This is a genomic window from Agrobacterium sp. CG160-95, assembly GCF_053521725.1.
Genome location: NZ_JBNWDU010000007.1, coordinates 115622 through 139509, shown reverse-complemented (window position 1 = coordinate 139509; position 23888 = coordinate 115622). Strand labels below are relative to the sequence as shown.

The window sequence follows — 23888 nt, the reverse complement described above, 5'->3', positions numbered from 1 at the left end:
CAGCAGTGTTCACAGGCTGATTTCCATTGGATTTATAGATTACTTCCGTTGAACGCGGAATCGCGTTTAGGCCCCCTTACTGGCGGAATTCTGATTCCATCGCTCCGATTGGTGATTTGGTCGCAGGCAACATGCCCTGAGCTTTCAACGATGATCTGCGTAGCCGCGTTCTAGCTGCGTCACGGGATGGCATATCGACGCGCTCAGCAGCGTCCAGATTTGGGATTGGTGTTTTGACAGCCACCGCCTGGATTGCGAGCGAGCAGGAAAGCCGGCTGACCCGGCGAAACAGGGACGACTCCGTCCGCCGGGGCGGCCTCTATCCGGCACTCAAGGATCTTAGTTGAGCCTACCCGCCCTAAGGCGACAGCCAACAATGCGCACAGGCTGAAAGACGTGGTCTCGACCACCGATGAGGAAACGGTACACCTCGACTGCGATTCCAGAACCGCAGCCAGGTTTTTTCGGGCCATCGTCGAGGCTTATTTGCGCTTCCGCCGCAACTCGTCGCCATGGATGCCAAAGTGCTGGATGATCATATCGACATTACGGCGGTGCGATTTGAAATAAATATCAAACAGATCACCGAAGACAGGAACACTGCCCACAAGAGCATCCATGGCGATGTTGCCAACCATTCGCGCAAGCTTTTCCTGCGGCACACCAAGGCGGCGCGCTTCATTGACGATATAGAGGCCGACAATCGCGCCCGCACCATCACCAATCAGTGGCAGCAAACCCATGATGGAATCTGCACCAAAACGGATTCCCGTGCCAGGAATGCGGATCGCTGTGTCCATCATACGAGCGATGCCCGACAGCCGCCGCAGACGGCGGAGCCGCTCAGCACCATCCACGAAGTCGTCCGATGTGCCGTGGGCGTTCCACGTTCTCGCTGTCATACAATCGTGCTCCATAAAAGAGATATGCCTCAGCCTAATATGAATGGGGATGTGGAGAGTTGCGTTCAAGAGCGTTGCGCAAGCTATCTCCATCCATTGAAACCGAACCAGTTACGCTCAATCGCCTCGATCCTGCCTATGTGACAGCACCAATCGCCCTTCATCGCTCAGGCCCTACACCCCTTTTTCGATTCCGATAGGCCACAGTAATTTTTAAGAAATATTTTCCCTTACATTGGCGCTACTACAGGACTGCTAGGTCGAGAGAAAGATGTGAGGCACGCCCTTGCATCTTTAACGTCTTTCGCGAGTTAAAGCTGATCTTCATAAAGCAGATGCGGACATGGCACATATTTTTTTGAGTTCATCGGTGCATCTAAAGGCGGACTGCTGATGGACACTGGCGCTTTAACAACAAACGACATCGGAAAACTTATGGCCGTTTCTCATCAAGGTCCGCTGGCTAACACCAGGCTTTCTGGACGAACGATTCTCATTCTGATTGGCGTCGCGGTCATCCTGCACGTGGGTCAGGAAATCTTCGTGCCATTAGCCTTGGCTCTCCTCCTGACATTCACTCTGGCACCTATTGTCTCTTTTCTCCGAAAACACTCTGTGCCCAAGATTGCCGCCGTTATTTTGGCGGTCGCCTCAGCCTTCATGGCAATTGCGCTGTTCAGTTTCGTCGTCGCCACGCAGGTGACAAATCTTGCCGAAAACATCCCGACATATCAGCGCAATATCGTCACCAAGGTTCAGGCGCTCAGCCAAGCCGGATCAGGCAATGGTGTGCTCGAACATCTGAGCAAGGTTGTCGAGCGTGTCGGCGCCGAGTTGCAGACACGCGCCGTCGAAAGTCAGGACGAGCAGTCGACCGCACCAACCATGCGAGAGCCGATGCCCGTTGAAATCGTCACGCGATCCCATCCGGTCGAGACACTTGGCAATTTCATTCTTCCGCTTATCAGCCCGTTTGCAACGGCAGGTTTGGTCATCGTTCTTGTGATTTTCATCTTGATCGAGCGCGAGGACCTTCGCGACAGGTTCATCAGGCTGGTTGGACTTGGTGACCTCCATCGCACGACGGCAGCGCTGCAGGACGCTGGAAAACGGGTTGGGAAATACCTTCTGATGCAATTGGTGGTAAATGCCCTTTACGCCTTTCCCATCACCATTGGGCTTTGGGTGCTTGGCATTCCGAACGCGATCCTGTGGGGTCTGCTGACGCTGGTTCTGCGTTTCGTGCCCTATATTGGTCCCGTTATCGGAATGGTATTGCCGCTGTTCCTCGCCCTTGCAATATCTCCCGGCTGGTCGTTGGTCGCGTGGGTCGCGGCACTTTTCATCATCACCGAACTGATCAGCAATAACGTCGTTGAGCCTTGGCTCTATGGTAGCCACACCGGCTTGTCTCCGATGGCGATCATCATCTCCGCAATCTTCTGGTCCTGGCTTTGGGGACCACTGGGGTTAATGCTGTCGACACCTCTCACGGTGTGTCTGGTCGTTCTCGGCAGATATGTCCCCGAGTTCAGTTTTCTGGACGTTCTGCTCGGAAACGACCCAGTCCTCCAACCGCAGGAAAAGCTTTACCAGCGGCTGCTCTCCGGCGACCCCAACGAAGCGACTGACAACGCCGAAGAGTTTCTCGAGGAGGAATATCTCATCGACTACTACGAAAAAGTTGGTCTTCCTGCCTTGATCCTGGGCGAAGCGGACCGCCAGCGCGGCGTGATGACAGAGGCTCAGATCGCGCTTCTTGCCTCCAGCGCCCATGCCCTCATTGAAAATCTTGCAGAGATTGCGAGCGAAGAGGAAAACGAGGGAATGTCGGAAGACGAACAGACTTCCGCGCCAGAGACCAAAGAGACAATCGCGCTACCGGACGGTAAAGGCAGATCCATTCTATCCCTGGGAGGCCGAGGGGCCATGGACGACGCAGCGTCTGCGATGTTATCGCAAGTTCTCTTGGTTCAGGGTGCGCAGATCAGACAAGCAGACTATACAGTAATTGAAGGGCGAGATTTGAAGGCTCTGGTGGCTGACGATATCGACACCGTTGTCGTTACGTTTCTCAATGAGAACTCAAAATCGCACGCACGACAGATCGTGCGTCGTTTGAAGCGTGTAAGACCTTCTCTTCGTGTCGGCATTTTGTTGCCGATGGGAGAAGGCGGGCGCGAAGCGCCAATCGACCCTCAAGACATAAGCGCCGACTTCGTTGCCGCTTCGCTGACGCAGGCCGTCTTGTCGGCCCTGAGCGACACAGGCCCTGTGGCCTTGAAAAGCCCCGTGAGAAAAGTGGCGCGCCAGCGCCGGGTGCCGCCGGTGGCTGCCTGAACGCAGCCACGAGAAGTCTGTCGATGTTACCAAGGGGCACGCATATTGTCTGATAACGCATAGGACCACCCGAAAGCTTCAGCCCCTGGACTTGCGCACGCTCATCACCGCCCAAACCTGCATTCTGGAAAAAGCACGATGCATCGATACAAAGATTTAAAACGTTACGCGTCTCTAGGTATCTACGGCGAACCAAGAGCAGTCAGGTCTAAAGCTTGACAGTTGCGACATCAAAAGCGGCTTGCGGTTGTGAGACCTTTCAGCTTGGAGTCTCCGCTTGCTGAAACTTGGATTTGAGCCACTGATGTATGGATGACGTTCCCGCCAACAGTGAACCGCCGTCCTTTACAACACCGCCGCTAAGCGAGGTAACAAGCGCTCCGGCTTCCTGGGCAATAATCTTTCCAGCCGCGTAGTCGTAATGGCTAAGGCCGTCTTCGAAATAGCCATTTAGCCTGCCCGCGCCAACATATGCGAGATCAAGTGCGGCCGAGCCAAGTCTGCGGATGCCTGCTGTCTCGTTGGTGATGGCATCGAGGGCCCGGAAGAAACTACTGCGGTCCATCGACTTCAACTGTCCGTGGATCGGCATAGATAGAGATATGATGGATTCTTCCGGCTTTTTCTCTTCCAATCGTGTCAGTTCCTTACCGTTCATCCGGGCACCCTGCCCTCGAACTGCCGTGAACATCTCGTCCCGCAATGGGTCAAGGACGACGCCCAGTATTTCGCCATCGTCGTCGCAAAGAGCGATGCTGACAGCAAAATAGGGAATGCCCCAGATGAAGTTGCTGGTTCCGTCGAGCGGGTCTACCACCCAGCGGCGTCGTGCGTCTGGCTTGCGCGTACCGGTTTCTTCACCCACGAAACCGTAGCGATCACCTGCCCTTGCCAGAACTGCGGCAATAGCCTCCTCGGCAGCAAGATCCGCCTTGGACGCATAATCACCCAAAGCTTTTCGTTGAACACTATCGCGGGACATGGCGCCGAAATGCGTCTTCAGTTCAGCGCCTCCGGCAAGTGCGGCGGACAATGCAAGCTGCATCAGTTCGTCAAGCGACAGGTCCGCCATCTCATACTCCCGAGGGTAGAAAAGTCATCGTCTCGAAATCCACACTGACGCGCGAGTCGAGATCGAGTGCGTGTCGTGTTTCCACCGAGATGGTCGCACCGTTCTCAAGTCGAAGGCTCTGCGTCCAGGCCTTGCCCATGAAGCGGCGATCTTTCACCGTTGCATTGACGAGAGCGCTGCCGTTTTCGCGGGTCATTACCTGTTCGGGACGCACGACAAGTGTGCCTTTACCGCGGTGGCCGCTTCCTGTGATAGGAAGTCGCGATCCGTCAGCCATCTGGAAGCCGGCCTCATCAAATTCTCCCTCCAGAAAGTTTGCGCTGCCGACGAACTCGGCAACGAAGCGGTTCGCCGGTCGCGAATAAATTGTTTCGGGATCTGCAAGCTGCTGCACGATTCCATTCTGCATCACGGCGATCCGGTCCGACATTTCGAGGGCTTCTTCCTGATCATGCGTCACATAGATTGCTGTAAGACCGAGCCTCTTCTGCAGACTGCGCAGTTCATGGCGAAGAGCCACGCGAAGACGCGCATCAAGGTTGGACATGGGCTCGTCCATGAGAAGCAGCGGCGGGTTGATGACGAGTGCACGCGCCAGCGCGATGCGCTGCTGCATACCCCCACTCATTTCTGCGGGATAGCGCTTCTCGACGCCGTGAAGCTCGACCTGGGCCAGTGCGGCACGAACCCTTTCAGCAACTTCACTCTTCTGAACCTTACGCAGTTTGAGCCCGTAAGCGACATTGTCGAACACGGTCTGGTTTGGCCATAGCGCATAGTTCTGGAAGACGAAGCCGATATTTCTGTCCCAGGCGGCGAGCGAGGTCACGTTCTGCCCGTTGAACAGGATTTTTCCGCCATCGATTGGGTGGAATCCTGCAATGGCGCGCAAAAGTGTCGTCTTGCCGCAACCGGACGGCCCTAGCAGCGTGAAGAATTCGCCGGGCCTGATCGTGAGGCTGATGTCTTTCAGAACTGCATGATTGCCAAAGGTCTTGGAGACGGCGTCGATGACGACCTCGCAGCCTTGGGTTGGAGTTTTGGAAGATGAGGTTTCAACCACCGGAATTTCCTCGAATTTGGCCGTAGCGGACAATGAAATAGAGAGGGATGTAAATGATCAGCATCAGCAGGATGGTCTGTGCTGCGGAGACACCGAAATCGGCATCGACCAGAGTGTTCTCGAAGATCACGGCTGTCATCGGCTTCCACGGCGGACGATAGAGAACGATGGTAGACGACAGCTCCGTGACGATGTGAAGGAAGGTGAGCGTTGCACCGGTTACCGCCCCCGCCAGAACCAGAGGTGCCGTTATGGTGAAGAACACCCTGAACGGACGCGCTCCAAGACTGATTGCGGCCTCTTCGAGAGCCGGGTGAACGCGCCTCAGGGCCGCCTCCGACGCCTTCACCGTAAAAGGCAGGTTACGAATGAGATAGGCAAGGAGAAGGATGAACCAGGTGCCGGTCAGTTGCAGCGGCGCCTTGTTGAACATCATGATGAGACCGATACCGAGCACCGTGCCGGGAATGACATAGGGCATCATGACGGTGAGGCTGAGAACGGGGGCAATGATCCGGTAGCGCTTGCGTATAATCACATATGCAATCCCCAACCCGATTGCTGTTGCCGCCAGCGTTCCGGCAATACCAAGCGACAAGGTCACCCAAGCCGGCCCCATGCCGGTGCGCCACATAGTGGCGTAGTTTTCCAGCGTAAAGTTCGCCCTGGGTAGGCCGACCCGCCATTCCATGAAGCTGGAAACCAGCACCGTCAGGTGGGGCGTGAATGCCATGAGAAGGGCAATGATGACCGCGCCAAGCACTGTGACATGAGCAAGAGGCGATAGCGGCTTGCGTTCCAGCGCCCGCGACGACACCACGGCAAAACCGCGTCGCGCCAAATAGATTTGCTGCGCCATGAGGAACAGGCTCGAGATGGTGATGAGCACAATCGATCCTGTGGCCGCAAGCGCCGGATTGCGTCCTGCCTCACTCAGGAAGGACGTATAGATCAGAACCGGCAGTGCGTTGACATCGAGGCCAATGATGCGCGGCGTTCCGAAGTCAGACAGGGCTGCCATCGTTGCCAGATAGAGACCGGTGATGATGCCGGGGAGAGCCAGCGGAATTTCGACCGTCATGCGCACACGAGGCGGCTTGGCACCAAGGCTTTCCGCTGCCTCGATATGGCCAGCGTCCAAACTCTGAAACGAGCTGTGGCTGAGCAGAAAGATGATTGGAAAGACCAGCCAGGTGATGACCCAAATGACGCCATGCAAGCCGACAATCGAGACATCGAGGCCGAGATAGTTGGTCAGAACGCCGTTTCGTCCCAGGAGCAAGCGCCAGGCGTACGCCCCCAGAAATGGTGGGGACACGGACGCCATAGTGACAAGAAAGACGATAGCAGTGCTGCCCGCGACCCGGTAACGTGCGATAAGATAAGCCAGCGATACGCCGATCAAAGCGGCAAGTCCGGTGGACGTCAACGCGATCAGCAGGCTGTTTACCGTGGCGGAAAGGGTTTCCGAGCGTGTAAAGAAGTCGGTATAGTGGACAGCAGAGAGCGACAGCGATTTGTTTTCGAAGGTGATGTAGGCGTTCGCGGCATGTGAGAGCAGGACGGCGTTGAGCGACTGCGCGTTGATGTCTAAAGGCGCTGGTGCAGTTGTCGCGAATAGCCCCCGGGGCGCCTGCTGCGAAAGCGTGAACCGAGCCGAGCCCAGATCGAGTTCAAGTAAACCTGCCTCGTCCTTACCAACCGAAATCGGCTGTTGCGAAGAGAGGCGCAGCGTTCGGTCATCCTGGACGTCTACAGTCAGACTGTCAGTCGAACTCAGCATTATCGCAACGCCGTCAGAAAGTTTAGCAACGCTGTATCGGGCGGTCATTTCCGGCACGAATTGCAAGCCGTCTTTATTATGCAGAAGAGTAAAACGGCCGCCCTCCTCCAGGAGGGAGGCTGCCATGAGGCGAACCTGCGGGACAACAATCGTCAGGCCGCAGACCACGAGCGCGACGATTGAAAATATCAGCCAATTGTCGCGCAGCACCTTCATTTTCCGCGAAGCTCCTGAAAGCGAGCCACGACCACAGGGCGCGGATCGACAGCGGATACGATCGTGAGCGTAGCCATGTCAGGCAGAGCGGCGGGAGGCGTTACATCCTTGCGTGCCGAGCGTCGAACGGTGGCGTCGCGAACAATTTCATGCGCCGTCTTGCTGCCGAGGAAATCGATGAAGCTCTTGGCGTCTTCGATGTGCTGCGCGCCCTTGACGATGGCTTGCGCATCGATCTGGCCGGTAACCGCATCGGTCGGATAGACGATTTCGATCGGCAGACCTTGAGCCTTCCACTTGGCACCCAGATCCTCGTTAATCCAGCCAACTGCTGCTTCACCGTCGCGTACGGCGTTGAAGGCATCATCGGAACCGGGAGCAATGCGAGCACCCTTGGCCATTTGACCGACGAAATCCCAACCGAAATTGCCAGCAAGAGCGGAAAGAATGACATAGCCGGTGCCGGATTTTGCAGGGTCTGGAATAATCAGGCCACCGTTCTTTGCGAAGTCCTGTGAGACGAGATCTTTCTGCGTCCTGGGTATGGAGCCGGCCTCGACGCGTTTGGTGCTGACGACCAGCGGCTGCAGCAGCACCGTGAACGGATGCCAGATGTGATTGGGATCGTTAGTCACCATGTCGGCGTCGGACTTGCTTTCGAACGATTGGAAGAGCGCTGCATTCTCTTCGAAGGTCTGCGTCGGTCCGCCCCACATGACGTCTGCTGAGGAATTGCCACCTTCTGCGCGCAGGCGCTCGATCAGCTCGCCAGTACCGCCGCGCACGACGGTCACCTTCACATCCGGATTTTCCTTGGCAAAAGCGTCGAGGATGGGAGCAGATGTCGCCTCCCCATGAGCGGTGTAGACCACCAGTTCTCCGGCATTCGCAACACTGATGATCGACGCCGACGCCAACGCGCCCGCTATGATACGCCGCAAGGTCCATTTCAGCATGACTATGTTCCCTTTTTAAAGTCACTGAGAAGAAGGCGACCCCATTAATCCATTTACCAGATTAAAAATCAAGCCGCCTTTTTTGCGGAATTACGGTCATTACGTTACAGTATTATGACTGAAGGCTAAGATTATCTGCATTGCGAACTGCTTGACGCCCATAGGCTTGGCTGATAAATTCCATTTAATTTATTAAATAGGAATTGGCCCCGATGAGCTTGATGGGCAGCAATCACACATATTCCGGCCGCTACAACCGTCGCCTCGTTTTCGATCTGATCCGATCCGGCAATGGCATAAGCCGGCGTGACCTTGTTGATGTGACAGGCTTGAAGCCGCAGACCATGTCCAATATTTGCAAGGACCTGATAGACCGTTCAGTGGTTGTGGAAACCATCCAACAAGAGGGCGCGCGCGGTGCGCCGCAAAAGAAGATGTGGGTCAGGGCCGAGGCCGGTTGCTGCCTGGGTATTCACGTGGATCGCGACGGGCTTCTGGGCATCGTCTGCGATCTGGCGGGGCGGGAGTTGGGTCGCGAAACCGCATCCGCATCGCTCGAAGATCCATCCGACACCATCCGTGCCATCGCCGATATGACACAGCGTCTGCAGTCGGTTACGGTGGATCGTCCCGCCTGGGGCATCGGCATCGCGATGCCCACATTGCAGGAGGCGGAATTCGAACATCCCGTCGGCCCGCCGGGTTGGGATGCGTGGAGCCGTATGCCGGTGGCGGAAGCCATCGAAGATGCATGTGGCCTCCCCACAATCATCGAGAATGACGCCACAGCCGCAGCAGTTGCCGAACTGAGGGTGGGAAGTGCCGGAGGACTGAGCCACTACGTCCATATTTTCGTCGGGCACGGACTTGGGGCAGGCATTATCAATGACAGCATGCCGCTCCAGGGATTTTGGAACAATGCCGGAGAAATCGGTCTCCTGACATGGCCGGCGGAACTTGCCAATCCAGATGCGGGGAAACAGACACCGTTTTCGATCGACGAGCTTGCAGCGATGCTGTCGTGCGAAAGCAAGGAGATTGCGCGGCCTGGGGCATTGGAGAAACTTTACGCTCAACGCGACAGTATTCTGATGCGATGGCTCGATCTCAATTCGAAGCGCCTGCGGTTGCTGGTGTCGCTGCTTGAAAACATCATGGACCCGCAGACCATCGTGGTTGGAGGGCACTTTCCACCAGCGCTCATCAATTCCCTGATCGACCGGGCCTATCCCCTTTTGCCGTCAGTCAGCGCCCGAAGCCACCGCGAAATTCCCCGGCTGTGTGCTGGCGCTCTAGGGCCGGAGGCCGCCGCGATCGGCGCTGCCATGCTACCTGTGATTGCTCATGGCAGCCCAGACTTCAGGCGCCTCTCATCCATGCGCGGACGCAGCCAGACGATTGATTTCGAAAGACGCTTCGATCGGGTCGCAGGCGCCCCAACGGATGACGACACGTCATCCTGATTTACATAACTCTTGCCGACAGGACTAAAACATGAAAATCGCAATTGCCGGGCTCGGCTTTCGGCTTGCCAATGTCATTGCCTCCTTCCGCAAGGCCTGCCCTGAACTGGAAATTGTCGGCTTGATGGACCCGCAGCCTGCTGGGCTGCCAGCCATTCAGTCCGCAGGCATGGCACCGCCGCGACGTTTCGAAACCATCGAGGCTATGCTGACGCAGACGAAGCCGGATCTTCTTATGGTCGGCTCGCCCAATCTTTTCCATCTGGAACATATCACCGCCGGATTGCGCGCAGGCGTGCGGGTTTTCACGGAGAAGCCGGTGGTGATCGACGAAAACCAGACGATGACGATGGCGCGTTTGCTTGCCGAATATGGCGATGAAAGTGTTATGGTGGGGCTCGTTCTGCGGTACTCTGACCTTTATCGGGATCTGCGCGCAGCCCAGACGCAAGGTCAAATCGGCGCCATCACGTCGATTGAGGCATCCGAGCATATCGCACCCTACCACGGAGCATTCTTCATGCGGGACTGGCGACGGCATACGCGCTACGCTGGGCCGTTTATCTTGGAGAAATGCTGCCACGATCTCGACCTCTATGGCAGCGTTGTTGGGCAGCGGGCGATGGCCGTTGCCAGCTTCGGCGGCCGAAAGTCGTTTATCGCGGAAAACAAACCGGATCAGTTCTCCGCGTTTCAACAGCGGGAATTCTATAAAAAGCCGAGCGGCTGGCTAGAGGGTGGCGCGGTGTTTGAGAGTGACGGCGATATTATCGACTATCAGACCGCGATTATCGAATATAGTGGCGGGGCGACGATGACGTTTCATACCAATCTCAACGTTCCAGATCAGTTCCGCCGCTTCTGCGTGATCGGTAGCAAGGGAATGGCCGAAGGCGATTTCATCCGCAATCGCTTCGAGGTGCACTCTGCAATAACAGGCGAAAAGCTAGTCGAGCGGCGTTACGAGGGGCACGAAAGCGATCACTATGGCGCAGATGATCAGATGGCCTCGGATATCTACAGGCATCTGACCGAGGCCTCTCCGCTGCCCGTCAATATCGTCTCAGCCTTGGAAGCGGGGCTCGTGGCAATCAAGATCGATGAGGCACGCCGTGTCCGGCGCACCATCGAGCTTGCTGAAACCTGGCAGCGCTTCGATGACGCGCTTCGCACCCCGCATGTGGCTGCCTGAGGCCGCGATTATGACCATGCCAGCGTCTTTATCATCCGTTACCATCCGCAACGCCCGACCGTCCGATGAGACGGCGATCCTCGACATATGTGTGCGCACTTCAGATCAAGGCAAAGACGGATCACAATACTACTCTGACCCGAGACTTCCCGGACTTTTATGGGCGCTGCCCTATGTCCGCTTCTGCGCAGAAACTGCATTCGTGCTGACGAAGGATGACGTCGTCATGGGCTACTGTGTCGCCGCACCCGATACGATTGCCTATGAAAATTGGCTCAAGGCCGCATGGTGGCCGTCCTTGCTGGAAGAGCTCCGCGATTTCGAAACACGGACAGTAGAGGATGAGAACGTCCTTTCCTATATTCGAAGCGCAAGAAAGACCCCGGCTGAGGTCACGCGGCCCTACCCCGCCCATCTGCATATCAATCTTCTTCCTGAGATCCAAAATGGCGGCCATGGGTCGTCGCTACTGCGACATCAACTGGATTCTTTGACGAGGTCTGACGTAAGAGGCGTCCATCTAGGCGTTAATCAGTATAACGAAAAGGTCGTAGCATTTTACGCCAAATTCGGCTTTGTGGAAATTGACCGGACACCATCGATCGTGATGGCGAAGCGACTGATTGAATAAAATGCTTAAAGCGCGTCGCGATTTCTAACGTCGCTCTTCAAGCTGCAGCGCCTTTTGCTTTCACTTGTCGAAGCCCGAGGATAACCAAAACTTTTTCAGAAAAGACTTTCATGACGAAGCTGGCTTTTATAGTCCACTCCGTTTTGCGACAAAGTGTCTTTTCGCCTTGAAGGCAGTCGAGCCGTCAAACTCGCTATTCAAAAATCGGCCAGTTGATAGGATACGAACGCCGCTCATCCTGGCATCAACGGTGTATTAAAGTTAGAGGACTGAACTGATGGGGTTGTCTAATCGCAGCTGGGGCGTCAAGTTTGAATTTGTCTGAAGATCGCTGCCGGGTGCATGGTTGTCTTCGCGGTCGACATCAGTCGCCGCATGATGGAGCCACGCAGCACGAGCCTTCGATGTGGACGACTCATTCAGCTGCGAAAGCGATGCAACCCCATCAACGGAATGGCACGGCTCACGTCCCGGCAGGGCCGCTTCAAGCGCTCAGTTATTGAGCGCTATCAGGTACTATTTGGTCATGCCCGCAGTCGGATTGAAGAACTCTCCGGTTTTCAGCATGGTGACAGCTAGCTTCCGCGCGACAGCCACGGCAGCTCTTTTAAAAGCTGATCCCCTCTCGCAGTTGAAGCCCCCGTGTTCGCAATGAACTCTGTTTGGAACTGCGCGTGAGAACGACCGAAGCCGCTTCGTATAATAGCCCGCGCAAATGGCGGTCTCTGAACCGCACCGGGTTTGCCGAAGGCTCCAACTTCTGAGAAAGTGGAGCCTCTGGCAAATCCGGCGCGGTTCACAGGAGGTCGGTTCCGAGTTTTTGAGAGCTGTCGTTCTGGCACATCTTCTCTCGTCTCGCTGCATAAGTGGATACAGGGGCCGACTCATCAATCGGAAGGCTCACGATCAACAGTCAGATCTGACAAGCTCTGCCGAAATATTGGATGGGAATAGATGGGGAAATGGAATTTCTAAAGACGGCGACTGTCCGGATCACGCCCGAAATCCTGTCTCTAGTCGCTGAAATTGACGAATTCAAAGGTGCTCGGCGTGCGGTCGGCCAGATCGCTCCTGAGCGGTTGTCCAGCTTGAGACACGGCGTCGATGCCACCCAACACCACACAACTTGGCAATTCCGTTGAAAAGCCCGAATGACAATCAGTGAGCCGTAAGATCGCGCAAACGATGCGGTTTTTTGATTACGGCCTCGGTTTTTGTGGAAACCTTATCAGAGGTTTAGTATAAAGCTGGCCTACAGCGCGTGCTGCGTGCGCTGCGGGTTCCCCCGAAATCCACGGAGACTAAGATCAACTTCCAGCTAAGGGAGCGTGAACCTGTGTCTTCGACATCAAATCCAGGTCGCATTAATTCCACACTTCGCAAGTTTCTCGACAATGAGGCCTCAGGTGGCCTTGTTCTTATGGCCGTCGCGCTTTTGGCGATCATCACGGCCAACTCACCTTTGGCTGAGGATTACTTCCATATCTTGTACGTCTACATCGGGCCTCTCAACCTCCAGCACTGGATCAACGACGCCCTGATGGCTGTGTTTTTCCTGATGGTTGGACTCGAGATCAAACGTGAAATGCTGGACGGCCAACTCTCCACCTGGAGCCGCAGGGTCCTGCCCGGTGCTGCCGCTGCAGGCGGCATGCTGTTTCCGGCGCTCTTCTATGTTCTTTTAAACCGCGACAACCCGGCAGGACTTCAGGGATGGGCGATCCCAACCGCGACCGACATTGCATTCGCTCTCGGTGTCCTCTCACTGTTCGGATCACGTGTTCCGGCGTCGCTGAAGATTTTCCTTGCGGCGCTTGCTATCATTGACGACCTCGGAGCGGTCATCGTTATTGCTCTGTTCTACACGGCAGATCTGAACCTTACTGCTCTCATTGGCGCTGCTCTCGTTTGGGGTAATCTCTTCATTTTCAACAAGATGAAGGTGAAGGTACTGTGGCCGTATCTGGTGGTGGGAGCTGTACTTTGGGTGCTCGTCTTTGCCTCAGGCGTTCATGCGACGCTTGCTGGCGTCATGCTGGCATTGACGATCCCTTTGAAGCTTACCCCTGGCACGCCAGAAGCAGCGCCAGAAGAATCCCCACTCCATCGCCTTGAGCATGCGCTGCACAAGCCTGTTGCGTTCATCATCGTGCCGATCTTCGGCTTCGCTAATGCTGGCGTTTCGCTCTCCGGCCTTAGCTTGTCGGTATTCAGCGAGCCTCTGACAATGGGAGTTGCAGGTGGTCTCGTGCTCGGCAAGCTGGTCGGAGTACTTGGCGTCGTCACATTACTGGTCAAGCTTGGGCTTGCACAACTTCCTGCGCAGGCGAGCTGGGGTCAGGTTACGGGCACTGCTCTTTTGTGCGGTATTGGCTTCACGATGTCTTTGTTTATTGGCTTGCTCGCCTTCAACGATCCCTCTGTTCAGGATCACGTGAAGATCGGCATCCTGATGGGATCACTTGTCTCAGGTGTCGCCGGGGCGATTATTCTCACTCTATCGAGCAGGCGTCAACCGGCTGAAAACCAGCTGAGTTGCGAGACAATCAAGTGACGGCTTAACGGAAATATTACCTGCGTCTCGGGCCTCTGACCCGAAAAGGGTCAAGCCGGCATTGAGCGCCGAGATCGAATTTCGCGCCTCAACTGCTTACGGCAAACTGAAGCGTACCTCCTGCAAAGGCTTGCAGGAGGCGCCGGACAATGCCGATTTTTGCAGGCTGAATTAGCGATAAGGTCCGAGCAGGCTCAACAAGCTTTATTTGGTCGCAACGGCGCAAGTGCTTGTCTGGCGTGCTGCCTGTTTCGTGGACACTGGAATTAAGGTGTTTCTAACGGAGTTGGAGCCCACGAATACAATGAAAAAATTCAGTCGCGGCACGCGCCCGGAAAGGCGATCATGACGCGTCCAGGACCGGCAACAGTCGGGCAAGGACAGTCCGATCAAGCGCGGCCAAGATCGTCGCTGCCGGCCGTTTGGCAGGCAGATCTCGAGCAACCTGTTGCCTTCACGCAGCGGCGGTGACGCCATCTCGAAAGCTGCCACAGGCGGTGGCCGGTTGACCCGGAACCACCTGAAATATCTGATAGGTCAATATATCGGCTCATTTCGATGATTGTGACCTTACATCAGAGTTGACAATAGGCTGACGTCCTTCACGTGCCCAGTGCTATGCTCTATCCCTGCAATCACCTCCGACATGCTCGACTTGCCGCGCGAACTATTGTTAGGTGATGGTGCGTCAGAGCGAATGTGTCGGAGGGCCGCATGAGACTCAGAAACCAGATCCTTGCGCTGGCCATAGGGCCTCTAGTGCTTGCGATCATCATCATCACGGCACTCATAACATGGCAGTCAATGACGCTGGCGCGCACGAGTATCGACGCGTTTGAACGAAACATGCTTGCTGCTAAGGAGGCGGAACTCCTCAACCTCACCAATCTTGCCCTATCTGCTATCCGCTCCGTTTATGACAAGGCCGGGCCTGGTGACGACGCAGCAAAGGAAGAGGTCAAGCGCATTCTGATGGACCTTGACTACGGCACGGACGGCTATTTTTTCGTCTATGATTATGACGGGTTGAACGTCGTTCATCCGCGGCAAAATTTCCGTCCGGGTAATAATTGGCTGGATCTTTATGATCCTGATGGCAATCGGGTCATCTACGACCTGATCCTTAAGGCAAAAGAAGGCGGGGGGCTTGTTCAGTACAAGTGGGAGAAACCGTCGACCCGGAAAACGGCCGACAAGCTGTCCTTTGCGGCCGGTCTCGACAAGTGGCGCTGGATGATCGGGACAGGAGTTTATCTGGATGACGTTTTTGCAGCGACCGCGGCGGCCAAGGAAGAATTGCGCCATTCCATCACCTGGAATTTTCTGATCGTTGCGCTGTTTGCAGTTCCTGCCGTGCTGTTGGTGTTTGCCACCTGCATGCTGCTCAATCTGCGCCAGCAGAGGATGGCGGATGGTCGGCTCAAGGAATTGATGCAGCGAGTGATTGATACACAGGAGGAGGAGCGCCTGCGCATTGCCCGGGAATTGCATGACGGCATCTCTCAAAATCTTGTCGGTGTGCGTTTCGCAATCGATCTTGCACGGCGCAAGGTGACGCCGGACAATGTCGGTGCTGTAGAGGCTATCGGCAAAGGGGCCGCCGCACTGACCGAGGCGATCAAGGAGGTCCGTCGTATTTCACACGACCTGCGCCCACGTGTTCTCGATGACCTGGGATTGACCGCGGCTTTAGAAGCACTGATTTCAAGCTTTTCCGAACGCACCGGTATCGCGGCAACGCTGGAATCGGTGGCCTTCAAGCACATGCTAGTTCCGGAAGCCCGTGTCGCCCTTTATCGTGTCGCGCAGGAGGCGCTGACCAATATTGAGCGTCATTCGAATGCGACGCGGGTCACCATCAGGTTCTCCAGCCGGGATGAACGCGTGCAGATGATCGTCAGCGACAATGGCCGCGGATTTCCGGCCACCCGCGAAGAGAGCGAAATGGCGACCGACAAGGGGCTTGGCTTGCGAAACATGCAGGAACGCATGACCCATTTCGGGGGCAGGCTTGATGTGGAAAGCTCTGCCAAGGGAACGGTTCTGCGAGCGGTCCTGCCCATGACGGCTATGAAGGACCCCGGCCACCGTGTGCAGGAGGCTGCGGAATGAACGTTCACCCTATCCGGGTTCTTCTTGTCGACAACCATCCTCTCATCCTCGACGGGTTGAAGGCGGTGCTCGAAACGTACGAGCACATCACTGTCGTTGGAACCGCAGTGTCTGCCGTGGCGGGTATTGACGCGGCTGTGGCCACGCAACCCCATGTGGTGCTGATGGACATCAACATGCCCCAGATCAATGGCATCGATGCGCTCGAACTGTTCAAGGAAAAACAGCTTTCAGCGCGGGTGCTGATGCTGTCGATGCATGATAGCCGGGAATATATTTCGACCTCGGTGATGTATGGTGCCGCCGGCTATATCCTGAAAGATGTGGCTACCGAGGAAATAGTGGTAGCTATCGGCACCGTTGCGGCGGGTGGCACCTATTTCTCGTCAGGAGTCCGGGACGTGCTGATGGAGAGCGCCACTGGCAGGTTGAAGGAACTCACCACCCGCGAGCAGGACGTTCTGCTACTGATTGCAAGGGGAAAAAGCAACCGCGACGCCGCTGTGGCGCTGGATATCGCCGAGAGCACGATGGAAACCCATCGCAAGAACATCAAGCGGAAACTGGATATTGCGACGACCGCCGGTCTTATTCGCTATGCGATAGACCACGGGCTCATCAAGGAATAGCGCGATGGGATCGAGGCCCCGCGAATGTTGTCACCCGGGGGCCTCGACATCAATTATGCCAGCTTATTTGCCGGCAGTCTGCATCGCATAGCCATAGCTGTCATAGGTATATTCGGCGACGCGGAACCATTCATAGCTCTCGTCGCGGAATTTCTTCCAGCCGGGATATATTTTGGCCCATGCGGGATGTTTCTGCGTATACTCGTCATAGAGTTCGAAGGTTGCCTTATAGGCGGCGTCGAGCACGTCCCGGGGTAACGGGCGAAGCTGCGTGCCCTTTGAAACGAGCGAGCGGATCGCATCCTTGTTCTTGACGTCGTAGAGAGCCTGCATGTTGATGTTGGCCGCCTTGCAGGCGGTGTCAAGCGCTGCCTTGTATTCGTCAGGCAGGGCCGCATATTGATCCTTGTTGACGAAGAAGTGAATCGTCAGACCACCCTCCCAGAACGCTGGATAATAATAATAGGGCGCGATCTGGTAGAAACCGAGCTTTTCGTCGTCATAAGGGCCGACCCACTCCGCAGCATCGATGGTACCACGTTCCAGTGCTGGATAAATGTCGCCGCCCGGAAGCTGCTGTGGAACGGCGCCAAGCCTCGCAAGCACCTGCCCGGCGACCCCGGCAATTCGCATCTTGAGGCCCTTGATATCCTCAATGCTTTTTATCTCCTTGCGATACCAGCCCCCCATCTGGGCGCCCGTCGCACCACCAGGAATTCCGATGACGCCGTAGTCGGACAGAAATTCATTATAGGCCTCGTTGCCGCCGCCATGGTAAAGCCATGCGTTCTGCTGACGGGCATTCAGGCCGAAGGGGATGGTCGAGCCGATGGCGAATGTCGGATCCTTGCCTGTGAAATAATATCCGCAGGTATGGGAAATTTCCACCGTGTTGGCCTTTACGGCATCGATGGCCTGTGCGCCGGGAACAATCTCTCCGGCCTGAAAGACCTGGATGTCGAACTTGCCACTCGTCATGGCCCTCAAGGCATTCGCCATGACAACGGCACCGCCGTAAATTGTGTCGAGATTGTTCGGAAAACCTGACGTCAAACGCCAGCGAACGGTCGGTGACGATTGGGCTATTGCCGGTGTTGCAAGCGTCGAAGCAGCCGCAGCCGCTCCCGCAAGCACACCGCCCGACAAGAATTGTCTGCGGCCTGGATTATCCCTCATAGTTTTACCTCCTCCTGTTGAATACGGGTGGCGTGCTCGGGCGCTTGCCTGCCCGGTCAATCGTCACGGTGTGCTTGGCTTGCCGAAGCTCGGCGCCGTGTTGCCGGGCGCGAGGAACGGGTTGGCGAAAGGATCGGCGTCCGTTCCCGCGCCGGGCATGGGTACGTTGATATGAACGGCAGAAGGATCGGCCACCTTGGCGCCCGACTTGTAGTGCATCACGATGCCGGGGAACGCGATGATGATGATGACCATGGCGAGCTGGATGAAAAGATAGGGAATGGCGCCGAGATAGATCTGGCTCGATGTGATTGGCTGGATCGTCTGCCCGGTGATGCGATCCTTGTAGGCCCTTGTCGGCGCGACGGACCGCAAAAAGAACAGCGAAAAACCGAAGGGCGGATGCATGAAAGAGGTCTGCATATTGACCGCCAGCATGACGCCGAACCAGATCAGATCTATGCCAAGCGCATCCGCGACCGGAGCCAGAAGCGGGATGATAATGAAGGCCAGCTCGAAATAATCAAGAAAGAAGGCCAAAAAGAAAACCAGCAGATTTGCGACGATCAGAAATCCGATCTCGCCGCCCGGAACCGAAGTCATTAGATGCTCGACCCAGACATGGCCGTTCACGCCATAGAAAGTCAGGGAGAAGACGCGCGCGCCGAGCAAGATGAGCAGGACGAAGGACGACAGTTTTGCCGTCGCGTATAGCGACTGCTGAATGAGGCCCAAATTGAGCTTGCGATTGGCGAGCGCAAGGGCGAGTGCGCCAACCGCTCCCATGGCGCCACCTTCCGTGGGCGTGGCGATGCCGAGGAAGATCGTACCAAGCACGAGGAATATCAGGACGAGCGGCGGCACCAGCGAGGTGATCACCTTCAAAAGCAATTTGCTGCCCCGCAGGGTCCGTGCCTCCAAAGGCAGTGCAGGCACTTTTGCCGGACTGATGATCGAGGTCACGATGATGTAGAGCGTGTAGGCACCAACGAGCAAGAGACCCGGAACGAGGGCGCCTTTGTACATGTCCCCTACCGAGCGACCGAGCTGGTCCGCCAGCACAATCAAGACGAGGCTTGGCGGTATGATCTGCGCCAGCGTGCCGGAAGCTGCGATTGTGCCGGCGGCGATTTTACGGTCGTAACCGTAACGCAACATGATCGGAAGAGAGATGAGGCCCATCGAAATGACCGAGGCGGCGACAACGCCGGTGGTGGCCGCCAGAATAGCGCCAACGAAAATCACCGCGAAGGCAATGCCGCCACGTACTGGTCCAAACAGCTGGCCGATCGTATCCAAAAGGTCTTCCGCCATGCCGCTCTTTTCAAGGATCAGGCCCATGAAAGTGAAGAAGGGGATGGCGAGCAACGTCTCGTTGGACATCTGACCGAATATGCGATCGGGAATGGCCTGAAACAGGGTTGCCGGTAGCAGGCCGAGTTCGATGCCGATGAAACCGAAGAAAAAGCCGACAAAAGCCAGAGCAAAGGCCACCGGATAACCCAGCAGGAGCACGATGATGAGCGCCGCGAACATGATCGGGGCGAGATTTTCCGCAAGGAATGCCATTGTTATTTTTCCTTCGATCAGAGCATTGCCGCTTCGGCGTCCGCCGCTGCAACCGGATCAGGAATATCGCCGCGCAGGATAGCGACGCGCTTGATGAGTTCTGACACTCCCTGCAAGGAGAGCAGGCTGAAGCCGATCGGTATCAGTGCCCAGACCGGCCATTGGATTAGGCCGCCCGTATTATTTGATACTTCACCGGAGGCGAACTTCTGCAGGAAGACCGGCCAGGAGAGGTAGACCGTGATGAGGCAGAAAGGCAGGAGGAAGAAGATCGTCCCGAGAATGTCGACCCACAGTTGCCCTTTGCGCGGAAGATTTCCGTAGACTAGGTCAACCTTCACATGCTCGTTGTTAAGAAGCGTGTAGGCGGCAGCAATGAGGAACACTGCAGAGAACAAATACCACTGTGATTCAAGCCAGGCGTTTGAGCTCATAGAAAACGCCTTGCGCATGATCGCGTTGATGGCGCTAATGAAAATAGCCGCTAGAAGCAGCCAGGAAATTGCTTTGCCAATTGCTGAATTGGCAGCATCAATGGCGCGCGAAACGGCCAGTAGAAGTTTCATGATATCCTCCCCGGACGCGGCCGCGTACTCCTCAATACACATGCTGCCGCTATCGTTCGGGCAAGATATCAATGGCGGCTTCTCGCTCAAGGGCTGTCGTCTGTTAACTGCTTCAGGCATACCGAGAACTGGGTATGCAGGTTCAAACAGAGCAAAAATACAGTGGCATTCCGTGAAGAAACACCGTGTCCACGCCTGTAGCTTTAATTGCACTCGAGGCAGCCCTGCTGGGGAATCTTCACCTTCAGCCATGTCGAGTGGAATCTGCGATGTCACTTGATTGGGTCCCCGCACCGGGCAATTTTAGGCCACTTGGCGATGACTCTGTTGATGAACGACTGGCCCGGGATCAGTGACCTGTGTAAGAAGTACGTCGGGGCCGGATTTCCAAATGCCAAATCCAAGATAACTTTGTGCCTCAACAAGAGGGCGTCGATGGCATACCCGAGGCGGCTCGAACTCTAGCGCAGGCCTTGAGAGTATCACCTTCCTGCATGTTTTCGGCAAAAAGGTCCGTCCAGACGTTCTGAGGCGCTGTATTCTTAAATGCGTCTGAACCCAATCTCAAGCTTACATAGATTGGCCTGCTGCCGGTTTCGTGGACACAGAATTAAGGTGTTTCCAATGAAACTGGATCGCATGAATGCAACGAAGAAAGTTCAGCTGCGAGTAAAAGCTTGAGACGCTTCAGCAAGTCAGTCACGAGGTAACTCCTTCCCTGCGCCAACAGATATGTCGGCAGGCGCGACCTGTGCGGTTTTCGCCGTATCGAGCCTCTGCCGAGCTTTCGGAACGATCAGCGGCGTTCCGGACACCGGATCGGAAATGATGACGGCCGGCAGGCCGAAGACGTCTTCCACGAGTTTCTCGGTGACGATGGCGGACGGCTTTCCTTCGGCTACGATAGCGCCGTCCTTCATGGCGATCAGGTGCGAGGCATATCGGCAGGCATGGTTGAGATCGTGCAGCACGGCGACGACGGTGCGACCGTGTCGGTTGAGATCGGCCAGCAGGTCGAGCAATTCGATCTGGTGGGCGATATCGAGGAAGGTGGTCGGTTCGTCTAAAAGCAGGATCGGTGTTTCCTGCGCCAGCAGCATGGCAACCCAGATGCGCTGGCGCTGGCCGCCGGAAAGCTCATCCACCAGACGATCCGACAGGTCCGTGACGCGAGTTGCTTCCATCGCCTTGACGACGGCTTCCTCGTCGGCCTTCGACCATTGCCGGAAGAATGACTGGTGCGGGTAGCGGCCGCGCGCCACAAGATCGGCGACGGTGATGCCTCCCGGCGTAACAGACGATTGCGGCAAGAGGCCGAGACAGCGAGCCACTTCCTTGACGGCGAGATCAGTGATGCTTCGTCCATCGAGAATGATCTGACCGACAGAAGGCGCGAGCAGCCGTGACAATGCCCTGAGCAGCGTGGACTTACCGCACGCGTTCGGCCCGACGATGACGGTGAGGGAGCCATCGGGAATGGCAACCGACAGATTCCGCGAAATCGTTCGCTCGTCATAGCGAAGCGTGACAGCGTCGGCACGCAGTCTGTCAGAAGTGGTATGGATGTTGGTAGAGGTCATTTGCGGCCCTCGCGAATGAGAAGCCAGACAAAGTAAAGGCCGCCGACGCTCACCGTCATCACACCGACAGGAAGCTGGACGCCGAAAGCGTGCTGTGCTGCGAAGTCGGCGGCCAGCAGCAAAAGCCCGCCCGTCAATGCGGACGGGATTAGTGCGACACCGGCGGAGCGCGTCAGACGCCGCGCGATCTGTGGTGCTGCAAGCGCAATGAAGGCGATCGGACCGGATGCGGCCGTGACGATTGCCGTCAGCGCCACCCCGAGCACCGTCAGTAAAAGCCGCGTCCTGTTTACATTGACGCCGGATGCTCTCGCCGCATCGTCACCCATCTCGAGCTGACGCATCGGCCGGAAAAGGAAGAGTGTCATTGGCACCACGATGCACAGCACGACGACGACCGGCAGAAGCTGTTCGAGGCCGAGACCGTTGAGCGAACCCGCTCCCCATATGGCGGCGCTCATCGCCACCTGAAGCTCGGCTTGGCGAATCATCCATGTATTGAAGGAACCGAGCATGGCCGCCACGCCGATACCGACAATGATCAGCCGGAAGCCCTGCCCACAGCGCAACCACGAGAGAATGTAGACGGCCGTGGCGGTGACAATGCCGCCGATCAGCGCACCGGCCGCCGTCTCGTAGTAGCCGCCGGAAAGAAGAAGGATGACGACCAGTGCACCTGTATAGGAGCCGGCGGAGAAGCCGATGATGTCGGGCGAGCCGAGGGGATTGCAAGTGAGGCTCTGGAAGATCGCGCCGCTCATTCCCAGAGCTCCCCCTAGCAAGAAAGCGAGCGCCACACGGGGCAGACGCCATTCCACCACGATTATCCGCACCATGTCGTCGCCCTGGCCCGCGAGCGCACCAAGCACTTCAGACAAGGTGACGGGATATTTACCGACCAGAAGCGATGCCACTGCGATAAAGGCCGCCAGCGTTAGCAGCAGCGTGGCTACAATTAGTGCACGGGCATGAATGAGGAACGACAATCGGCCCGAGAGCAGCCGAACCGCGACCAAGGTGCGGCCAAAATCGATCTGCGAAGAAGAGTGAAGCGTCATAACCCGCTCGCCTTCTTTCTGCGTACAAGCAGGATCAGTACCGGAGCACCGATGAAGGCGGTAACGATGCCAGCCTCGAGTTCTCCCGGATAAAGGATCAAACGCCCTGCAACGTCTGCAGCCAGCAGGAGCGGCGGTGCGTAGATCATCGTCGTAGGAATGATCCAGCGCTGGTCTGGGCCGGTAAACCAGCGCACCACATGCGGCACCATCAGACCGACGAAACCGACAGGACCACAAGCAGCCGTGCCCGCACCGGCAAGCAGCGTCACGGCGATAACCGTCATTGTCCTGGCACTAAGAATATTGGCGCCGAGCGAACGCGCCAGATCGTCGCCGAGCGCCACGGCGTTCAGTGGCCGGGCGGCAGTCAATGCAATCAAAAGCCCAGCGCCGATAAACGGGGCAACTGTCGTGACAATTTCCATATCCCTTCCCGCAATCGAGCCTATCGACCAGAAACGCATGGAATCGAAGGCTTGCGGATCGAGCAGTGTGATAGCGGAACCGATACCGCCGAGAACGGCCGACAGTGCGACGCCGGCAAGAACCATTCTTACCGGCGTCGCGCCATCCGAGCCGACCGCGCCAAGCGCATAAACCGCGAGCGTGACCGTGATAGCCCCCAGAAATGCAAACCAGAGATAGGAGTCTATGGAATAGAGGCCGAGCATACCGACCGCGAGTGTCACGAAGAAGGCGGTACCGGCATTGACGCCCAGTAAACCCGGGTCAGCCAGAGGGTTGCGCGTTGCCGCCTGGATCAGTGCACCAGATACACCAAAAGCCGCACCGCAAAGCAGACCAAGCAAGGTTCTCGGAAGGCGGTAATCATGCACTATGATGTGCTCCGCAAGGTTGGTGTCATAGGTGAACAGAGCTTCCAAAACCGTCAAAATGGCGATTGGCCGTGCTCCGATCGAAAGGCTGATCAGCGTCATGGCACCCAAAAGGACAAGACCGACCACCAGACCGAACAGCCGTGGCATAATCCCGGCCAAGCCGCATTTTTCTTGATGGGTAGGG

18 protein-coding genes and 2 pseudogenes are annotated in these 23888 nt (G+C 56.5%); 8 read left to right on the top strand and 12 right to left on the bottom strand.

Annotated features, from left to right (window positions below):
• Positions 1-155: 155 nt before the first annotated feature.
• Positions 156-298, top strand: a pseudogene (locus ACQZ63_RS22110) (IS630 family transposase); the annotation flags it as partial.
• A 184-nt stretch (positions 299-482) separates the two neighbouring features.
• Here the strand turns inward: ACQZ63_RS22110 and ACQZ63_RS22105 are convergent.
• Positions 483-902 (bottom strand): DUF4112 domain-containing protein, encoded by a 420-nt coding sequence (locus ACQZ63_RS22105; RefSeq protein WP_076844305.1) that lies wholly within the window; start codon positions 900-902, stop codon positions 483-485.
• A 435-nt stretch (positions 903-1337) separates the two neighbouring features.
• Here ACQZ63_RS22105 and ACQZ63_RS22100 point away from each other — a divergent pair, with 435 nt between their 5' ends.
• Complete coding sequence (locus tag ACQZ63_RS22100) at positions 1338-3242, top strand: AI-2E family transporter (protein WP_173998757.1); 1905 nt, start codon at positions 1338-1340, stop codon at positions 3240-3242.
• 259 nt (positions 3243-3501) lie between these two features.
• Here ACQZ63_RS22100 and ACQZ63_RS22095 read toward each other — a convergent pair whose 3' ends face one another.
• Genes ACQZ63_RS22095 through ACQZ63_RS22080 form a run of 4 tightly spaced genes read right to left on the bottom strand, consistent with a single transcriptional unit; the run spans position 3502 to position 8332 of the window.
• Positions 3502-4314 (bottom strand): inositol monophosphatase family protein, encoded by an 813-nt coding sequence (locus tag ACQZ63_RS22095; protein WP_173998721.1) that lies wholly within the window; start codon positions 4312-4314, stop codon positions 3502-3504.
• 1 nt (position 4315) lies between these two features.
• Positions 4316-5377, bottom strand: coding sequence for an ATP-binding cassette domain-containing protein (locus ACQZ63_RS22090; protein ID WP_173998723.1), 1062 nt, complete (start codon positions 5375-5377; stop codon positions 4316-4318).
• Positions 5370-7376, bottom strand: coding sequence for an ABC transporter permease (locus ACQZ63_RS22085; protein WP_173998725.1), 2007 nt, complete (start codon positions 7374-7376; stop codon positions 5370-5372). The genes ACQZ63_RS22090 and ACQZ63_RS22085 overlap by 8 nt, the downstream gene beginning before the upstream one ends.
• Positions 7373-8332 (bottom strand): extracellular solute-binding protein, encoded by a 960-nt coding sequence (locus ACQZ63_RS22080; RefSeq protein WP_065662744.1) that lies wholly within the window; start codon positions 8330-8332, stop codon positions 7373-7375. The genes ACQZ63_RS22085 and ACQZ63_RS22080 overlap by 4 nt, the downstream gene beginning before the upstream one ends.
• A 212-nt stretch (positions 8333-8544) precedes the next feature.
• On the opposite strand from ACQZ63_RS22080, the gene ACQZ63_RS22075 reads away from it, so the two are divergent.
• The 3 genes from ACQZ63_RS22075 to ACQZ63_RS22065 are packed head-to-tail and all read left to right on the top strand — an operon-like array spanning position 8545 to position 11618.
• Entirely contained in the window at positions 8545-9795 is a 1251-nt protein-coding gene (locus ACQZ63_RS22075) for an ROK family protein (RefSeq protein WP_173995359.1), read from the top strand.
• A gap of 31 nt (positions 9796-9826) precedes the next feature.
• The gene (locus ACQZ63_RS22070; RefSeq protein WP_173998727.1) at positions 9827-10987 is read left to right on the top strand and encodes a Gfo/Idh/MocA family protein; all 1161 of its coding nucleotides are present in this window, start codon (positions 9827-9829) and stop codon (positions 10985-10987) included.
• Positions 10953-11618 (top strand): GNAT family N-acetyltransferase, encoded by a 666-nt coding sequence (locus tag ACQZ63_RS22065; RefSeq protein ID WP_236772292.1) that lies wholly within the window; start codon positions 10953-10955, stop codon positions 11616-11618. The genes ACQZ63_RS22070 and ACQZ63_RS22065 overlap by 35 nt, the downstream gene beginning before the upstream one ends.
• Before the next feature lie 516 nt (positions 11619-12134).
• Here the strand turns inward: ACQZ63_RS22065 and ACQZ63_RS22060 are convergent.
• Positions 12135-12342: pseudogene (locus ACQZ63_RS22060) on the bottom strand (IS110 family transposase); the annotation flags it as partial.
• A gap of 612 nt (positions 12343-12954) precedes the next feature.
• On the opposite strand from ACQZ63_RS22060, the gene nhaA reads away from it, so the two are divergent.
• From nhaA to mctR, 3 genes are all read left to right on the top strand, one after another.
• Positions 12955-14172 carry a Na+/H+ antiporter NhaA gene (gene nhaA, locus ACQZ63_RS22055; protein ID WP_173998728.1) on the top strand — a complete coding sequence of 406 codons (1218 nt, stop codon included), beginning with the start codon at positions 12955-12957 and terminating at the stop codon, positions 14170-14172.
• A gap of 714 nt (positions 14173-14886) precedes the next feature.
• Positions 14887-16284, top strand: a complete 1398-nt coding sequence (gene mctS / locus ACQZ63_RS22050; protein ID WP_173998730.1) for a two-component system sensor histidine kinase MctS — start codon at positions 14887-14889, stop codon at positions 16282-16284.
• Positions 16281-16913 carry a two-component system response regulator MctR gene (mctR, locus tag ACQZ63_RS22045; protein ID WP_076844322.1) on the top strand — a complete coding sequence of 211 codons (633 nt, stop codon included), beginning with the start codon at positions 16281-16283 and terminating at the stop codon, positions 16911-16913. The genes mctS and mctR overlap by 4 nt, the downstream gene beginning before the upstream one ends.
• 63 nt (positions 16914-16976) lie before the next feature.
• Here the strand turns inward: mctR and ACQZ63_RS22040 are convergent, their stop codons facing one another.
• From ACQZ63_RS22040 to ACQZ63_RS22015, 6 genes are all read right to left on the bottom strand, one after another.
• Positions 16977-18089: a TRAP transporter substrate-binding protein gene (locus ACQZ63_RS22040; protein ID WP_076844324.1), complete on the bottom strand. Its 1113-nt coding sequence runs from the start codon at positions 18087-18089 to the stop codon at positions 16977-16979.
• 63 nt (positions 18090-18152) lie between these two features.
• Positions 18153-19658, bottom strand: coding sequence for a TRAP transporter large permease (locus ACQZ63_RS22035; protein ID WP_173998732.1), 1506 nt, complete (start codon positions 19656-19658; stop codon positions 18153-18155).
• 17 nt (positions 19659-19675) lie between these two features.
• Complete coding sequence (locus ACQZ63_RS22030; RefSeq protein ID WP_019565757.1) at positions 19676-20224, bottom strand: TRAP transporter small permease subunit; 549 nt, start codon at positions 20222-20224, stop codon at positions 19676-19678.
• Positions 20225-20919: 695 nt separating this feature from the next.
• Entirely contained in the window at positions 20920-21804 is an 885-nt protein-coding gene (locus ACQZ63_RS22025; protein ID WP_173998734.1) for an ABC transporter ATP-binding protein, read from the bottom strand.
• Complete coding sequence (locus tag ACQZ63_RS22020) at positions 21801-22862, bottom strand: FecCD family ABC transporter permease (RefSeq protein ID WP_173998737.1); 1062 nt, start codon at positions 22860-22862, stop codon at positions 21801-21803. The genes ACQZ63_RS22025 and ACQZ63_RS22020 overlap by 4 nt, the downstream gene beginning before the upstream one ends.
• Positions 22859-23863 carry a FecCD family ABC transporter permease gene (locus ACQZ63_RS22015; RefSeq protein WP_236776519.1) on the bottom strand — a complete coding sequence of 335 codons (1005 nt, stop codon included), beginning with the start codon at positions 23861-23863 and terminating at the stop codon, positions 22859-22861. The genes ACQZ63_RS22020 and ACQZ63_RS22015 overlap by 4 nt, the downstream gene beginning before the upstream one ends.
• Between the last annotated feature and the right edge of the window lie 25 nt (positions 23864-23888).

What these genes read in the sequence shown, in the direction of transcription:
- ACQZ63_RS22020 (WP_173998737.1), bottom strand. Translation starts at nt 22,862, where the DNA reads ATGACGCTTCACTCTTCTTCGCAGATCGATTTTGGCCGCACCTTGGTC.
- ACQZ63_RS22040 (WP_076844324.1), bottom strand. Translation starts at nt 18,089, where the DNA reads ATGAGGGATAATCCAGGCCGCAGACAATTCTTGTCGGGCGGTGTGCTT.
- ACQZ63_RS22025 (WP_173998734.1), bottom strand. Translation starts at nt 21,804, where the DNA reads ATGACCTCTACCAACATCCATACCACTTCTGACAGACTGCGTGCCGAC.
- ACQZ63_RS22065 (WP_236772292.1), top strand. Translation starts at nt 10,953, where the DNA reads ATGACGCGCTTCGCACCCCGCATGTGGCTGCCTGAGGCCGCGATTATG.
- ACQZ63_RS22095 (WP_173998721.1), bottom strand. Translation starts at nt 4,314, where the DNA reads ATGGCGGACCTGTCGCTTGACGAACTGATGCAGCTTGCATTGTCCGCC.
- ACQZ63_RS22085 (WP_173998725.1), bottom strand. Translation starts at nt 7,376, where the DNA reads ATGAAGGTGCTGCGCGACAATTGGCTGATATTTTCAATCGTCGCGCTC.
- ACQZ63_RS22035 (WP_173998732.1), bottom strand. Translation starts at nt 19,658, where the DNA reads ATGGCATTCCTTGCGGAAAATCTCGCCCCGATCATGTTCGCGGCGCTC.
- ACQZ63_RS22080 (WP_065662744.1), bottom strand. Translation starts at nt 8,332, where the DNA reads ATGCTGAAATGGACCTTGCGGCGTATCATAGCGGGCGCGTTGGCGTCG.
- ACQZ63_RS22070 (WP_173998727.1), top strand. Translation starts at nt 9,827, where the DNA reads ATGAAAATCGCAATTGCCGGGCTCGGCTTTCGGCTTGCCAATGTCATT.
- ACQZ63_RS22105 (WP_076844305.1), bottom strand. Translation starts at nt 902, where the DNA reads ATGACAGCGAGAACGTGGAACGCCCACGGCACATCGGACGACTTCGTG.
- ACQZ63_RS22030 (WP_019565757.1), bottom strand. Translation starts at nt 20,224, where the DNA reads ATGAAACTTCTACTGGCCGTTTCGCGCGCCATTGATGCTGCCAATTCA.
- ACQZ63_RS22100 (WP_173998757.1), top strand. Translation starts at nt 1,338, where the DNA reads ATGGCCGTTTCTCATCAAGGTCCGCTGGCTAACACCAGGCTTTCTGGA.
- mctR (WP_076844322.1), top strand. Translation starts at nt 16,281, where the DNA reads ATGAACGTTCACCCTATCCGGGTTCTTCTTGTCGACAACCATCCTCTC.
- mctS (WP_173998730.1), top strand. Translation starts at nt 14,887, where the DNA reads ATGAGACTCAGAAACCAGATCCTTGCGCTGGCCATAGGGCCTCTAGTG.
- ACQZ63_RS22075 (WP_173995359.1), top strand. Translation starts at nt 8,545, where the DNA reads ATGAGCTTGATGGGCAGCAATCACACATATTCCGGCCGCTACAACCGT.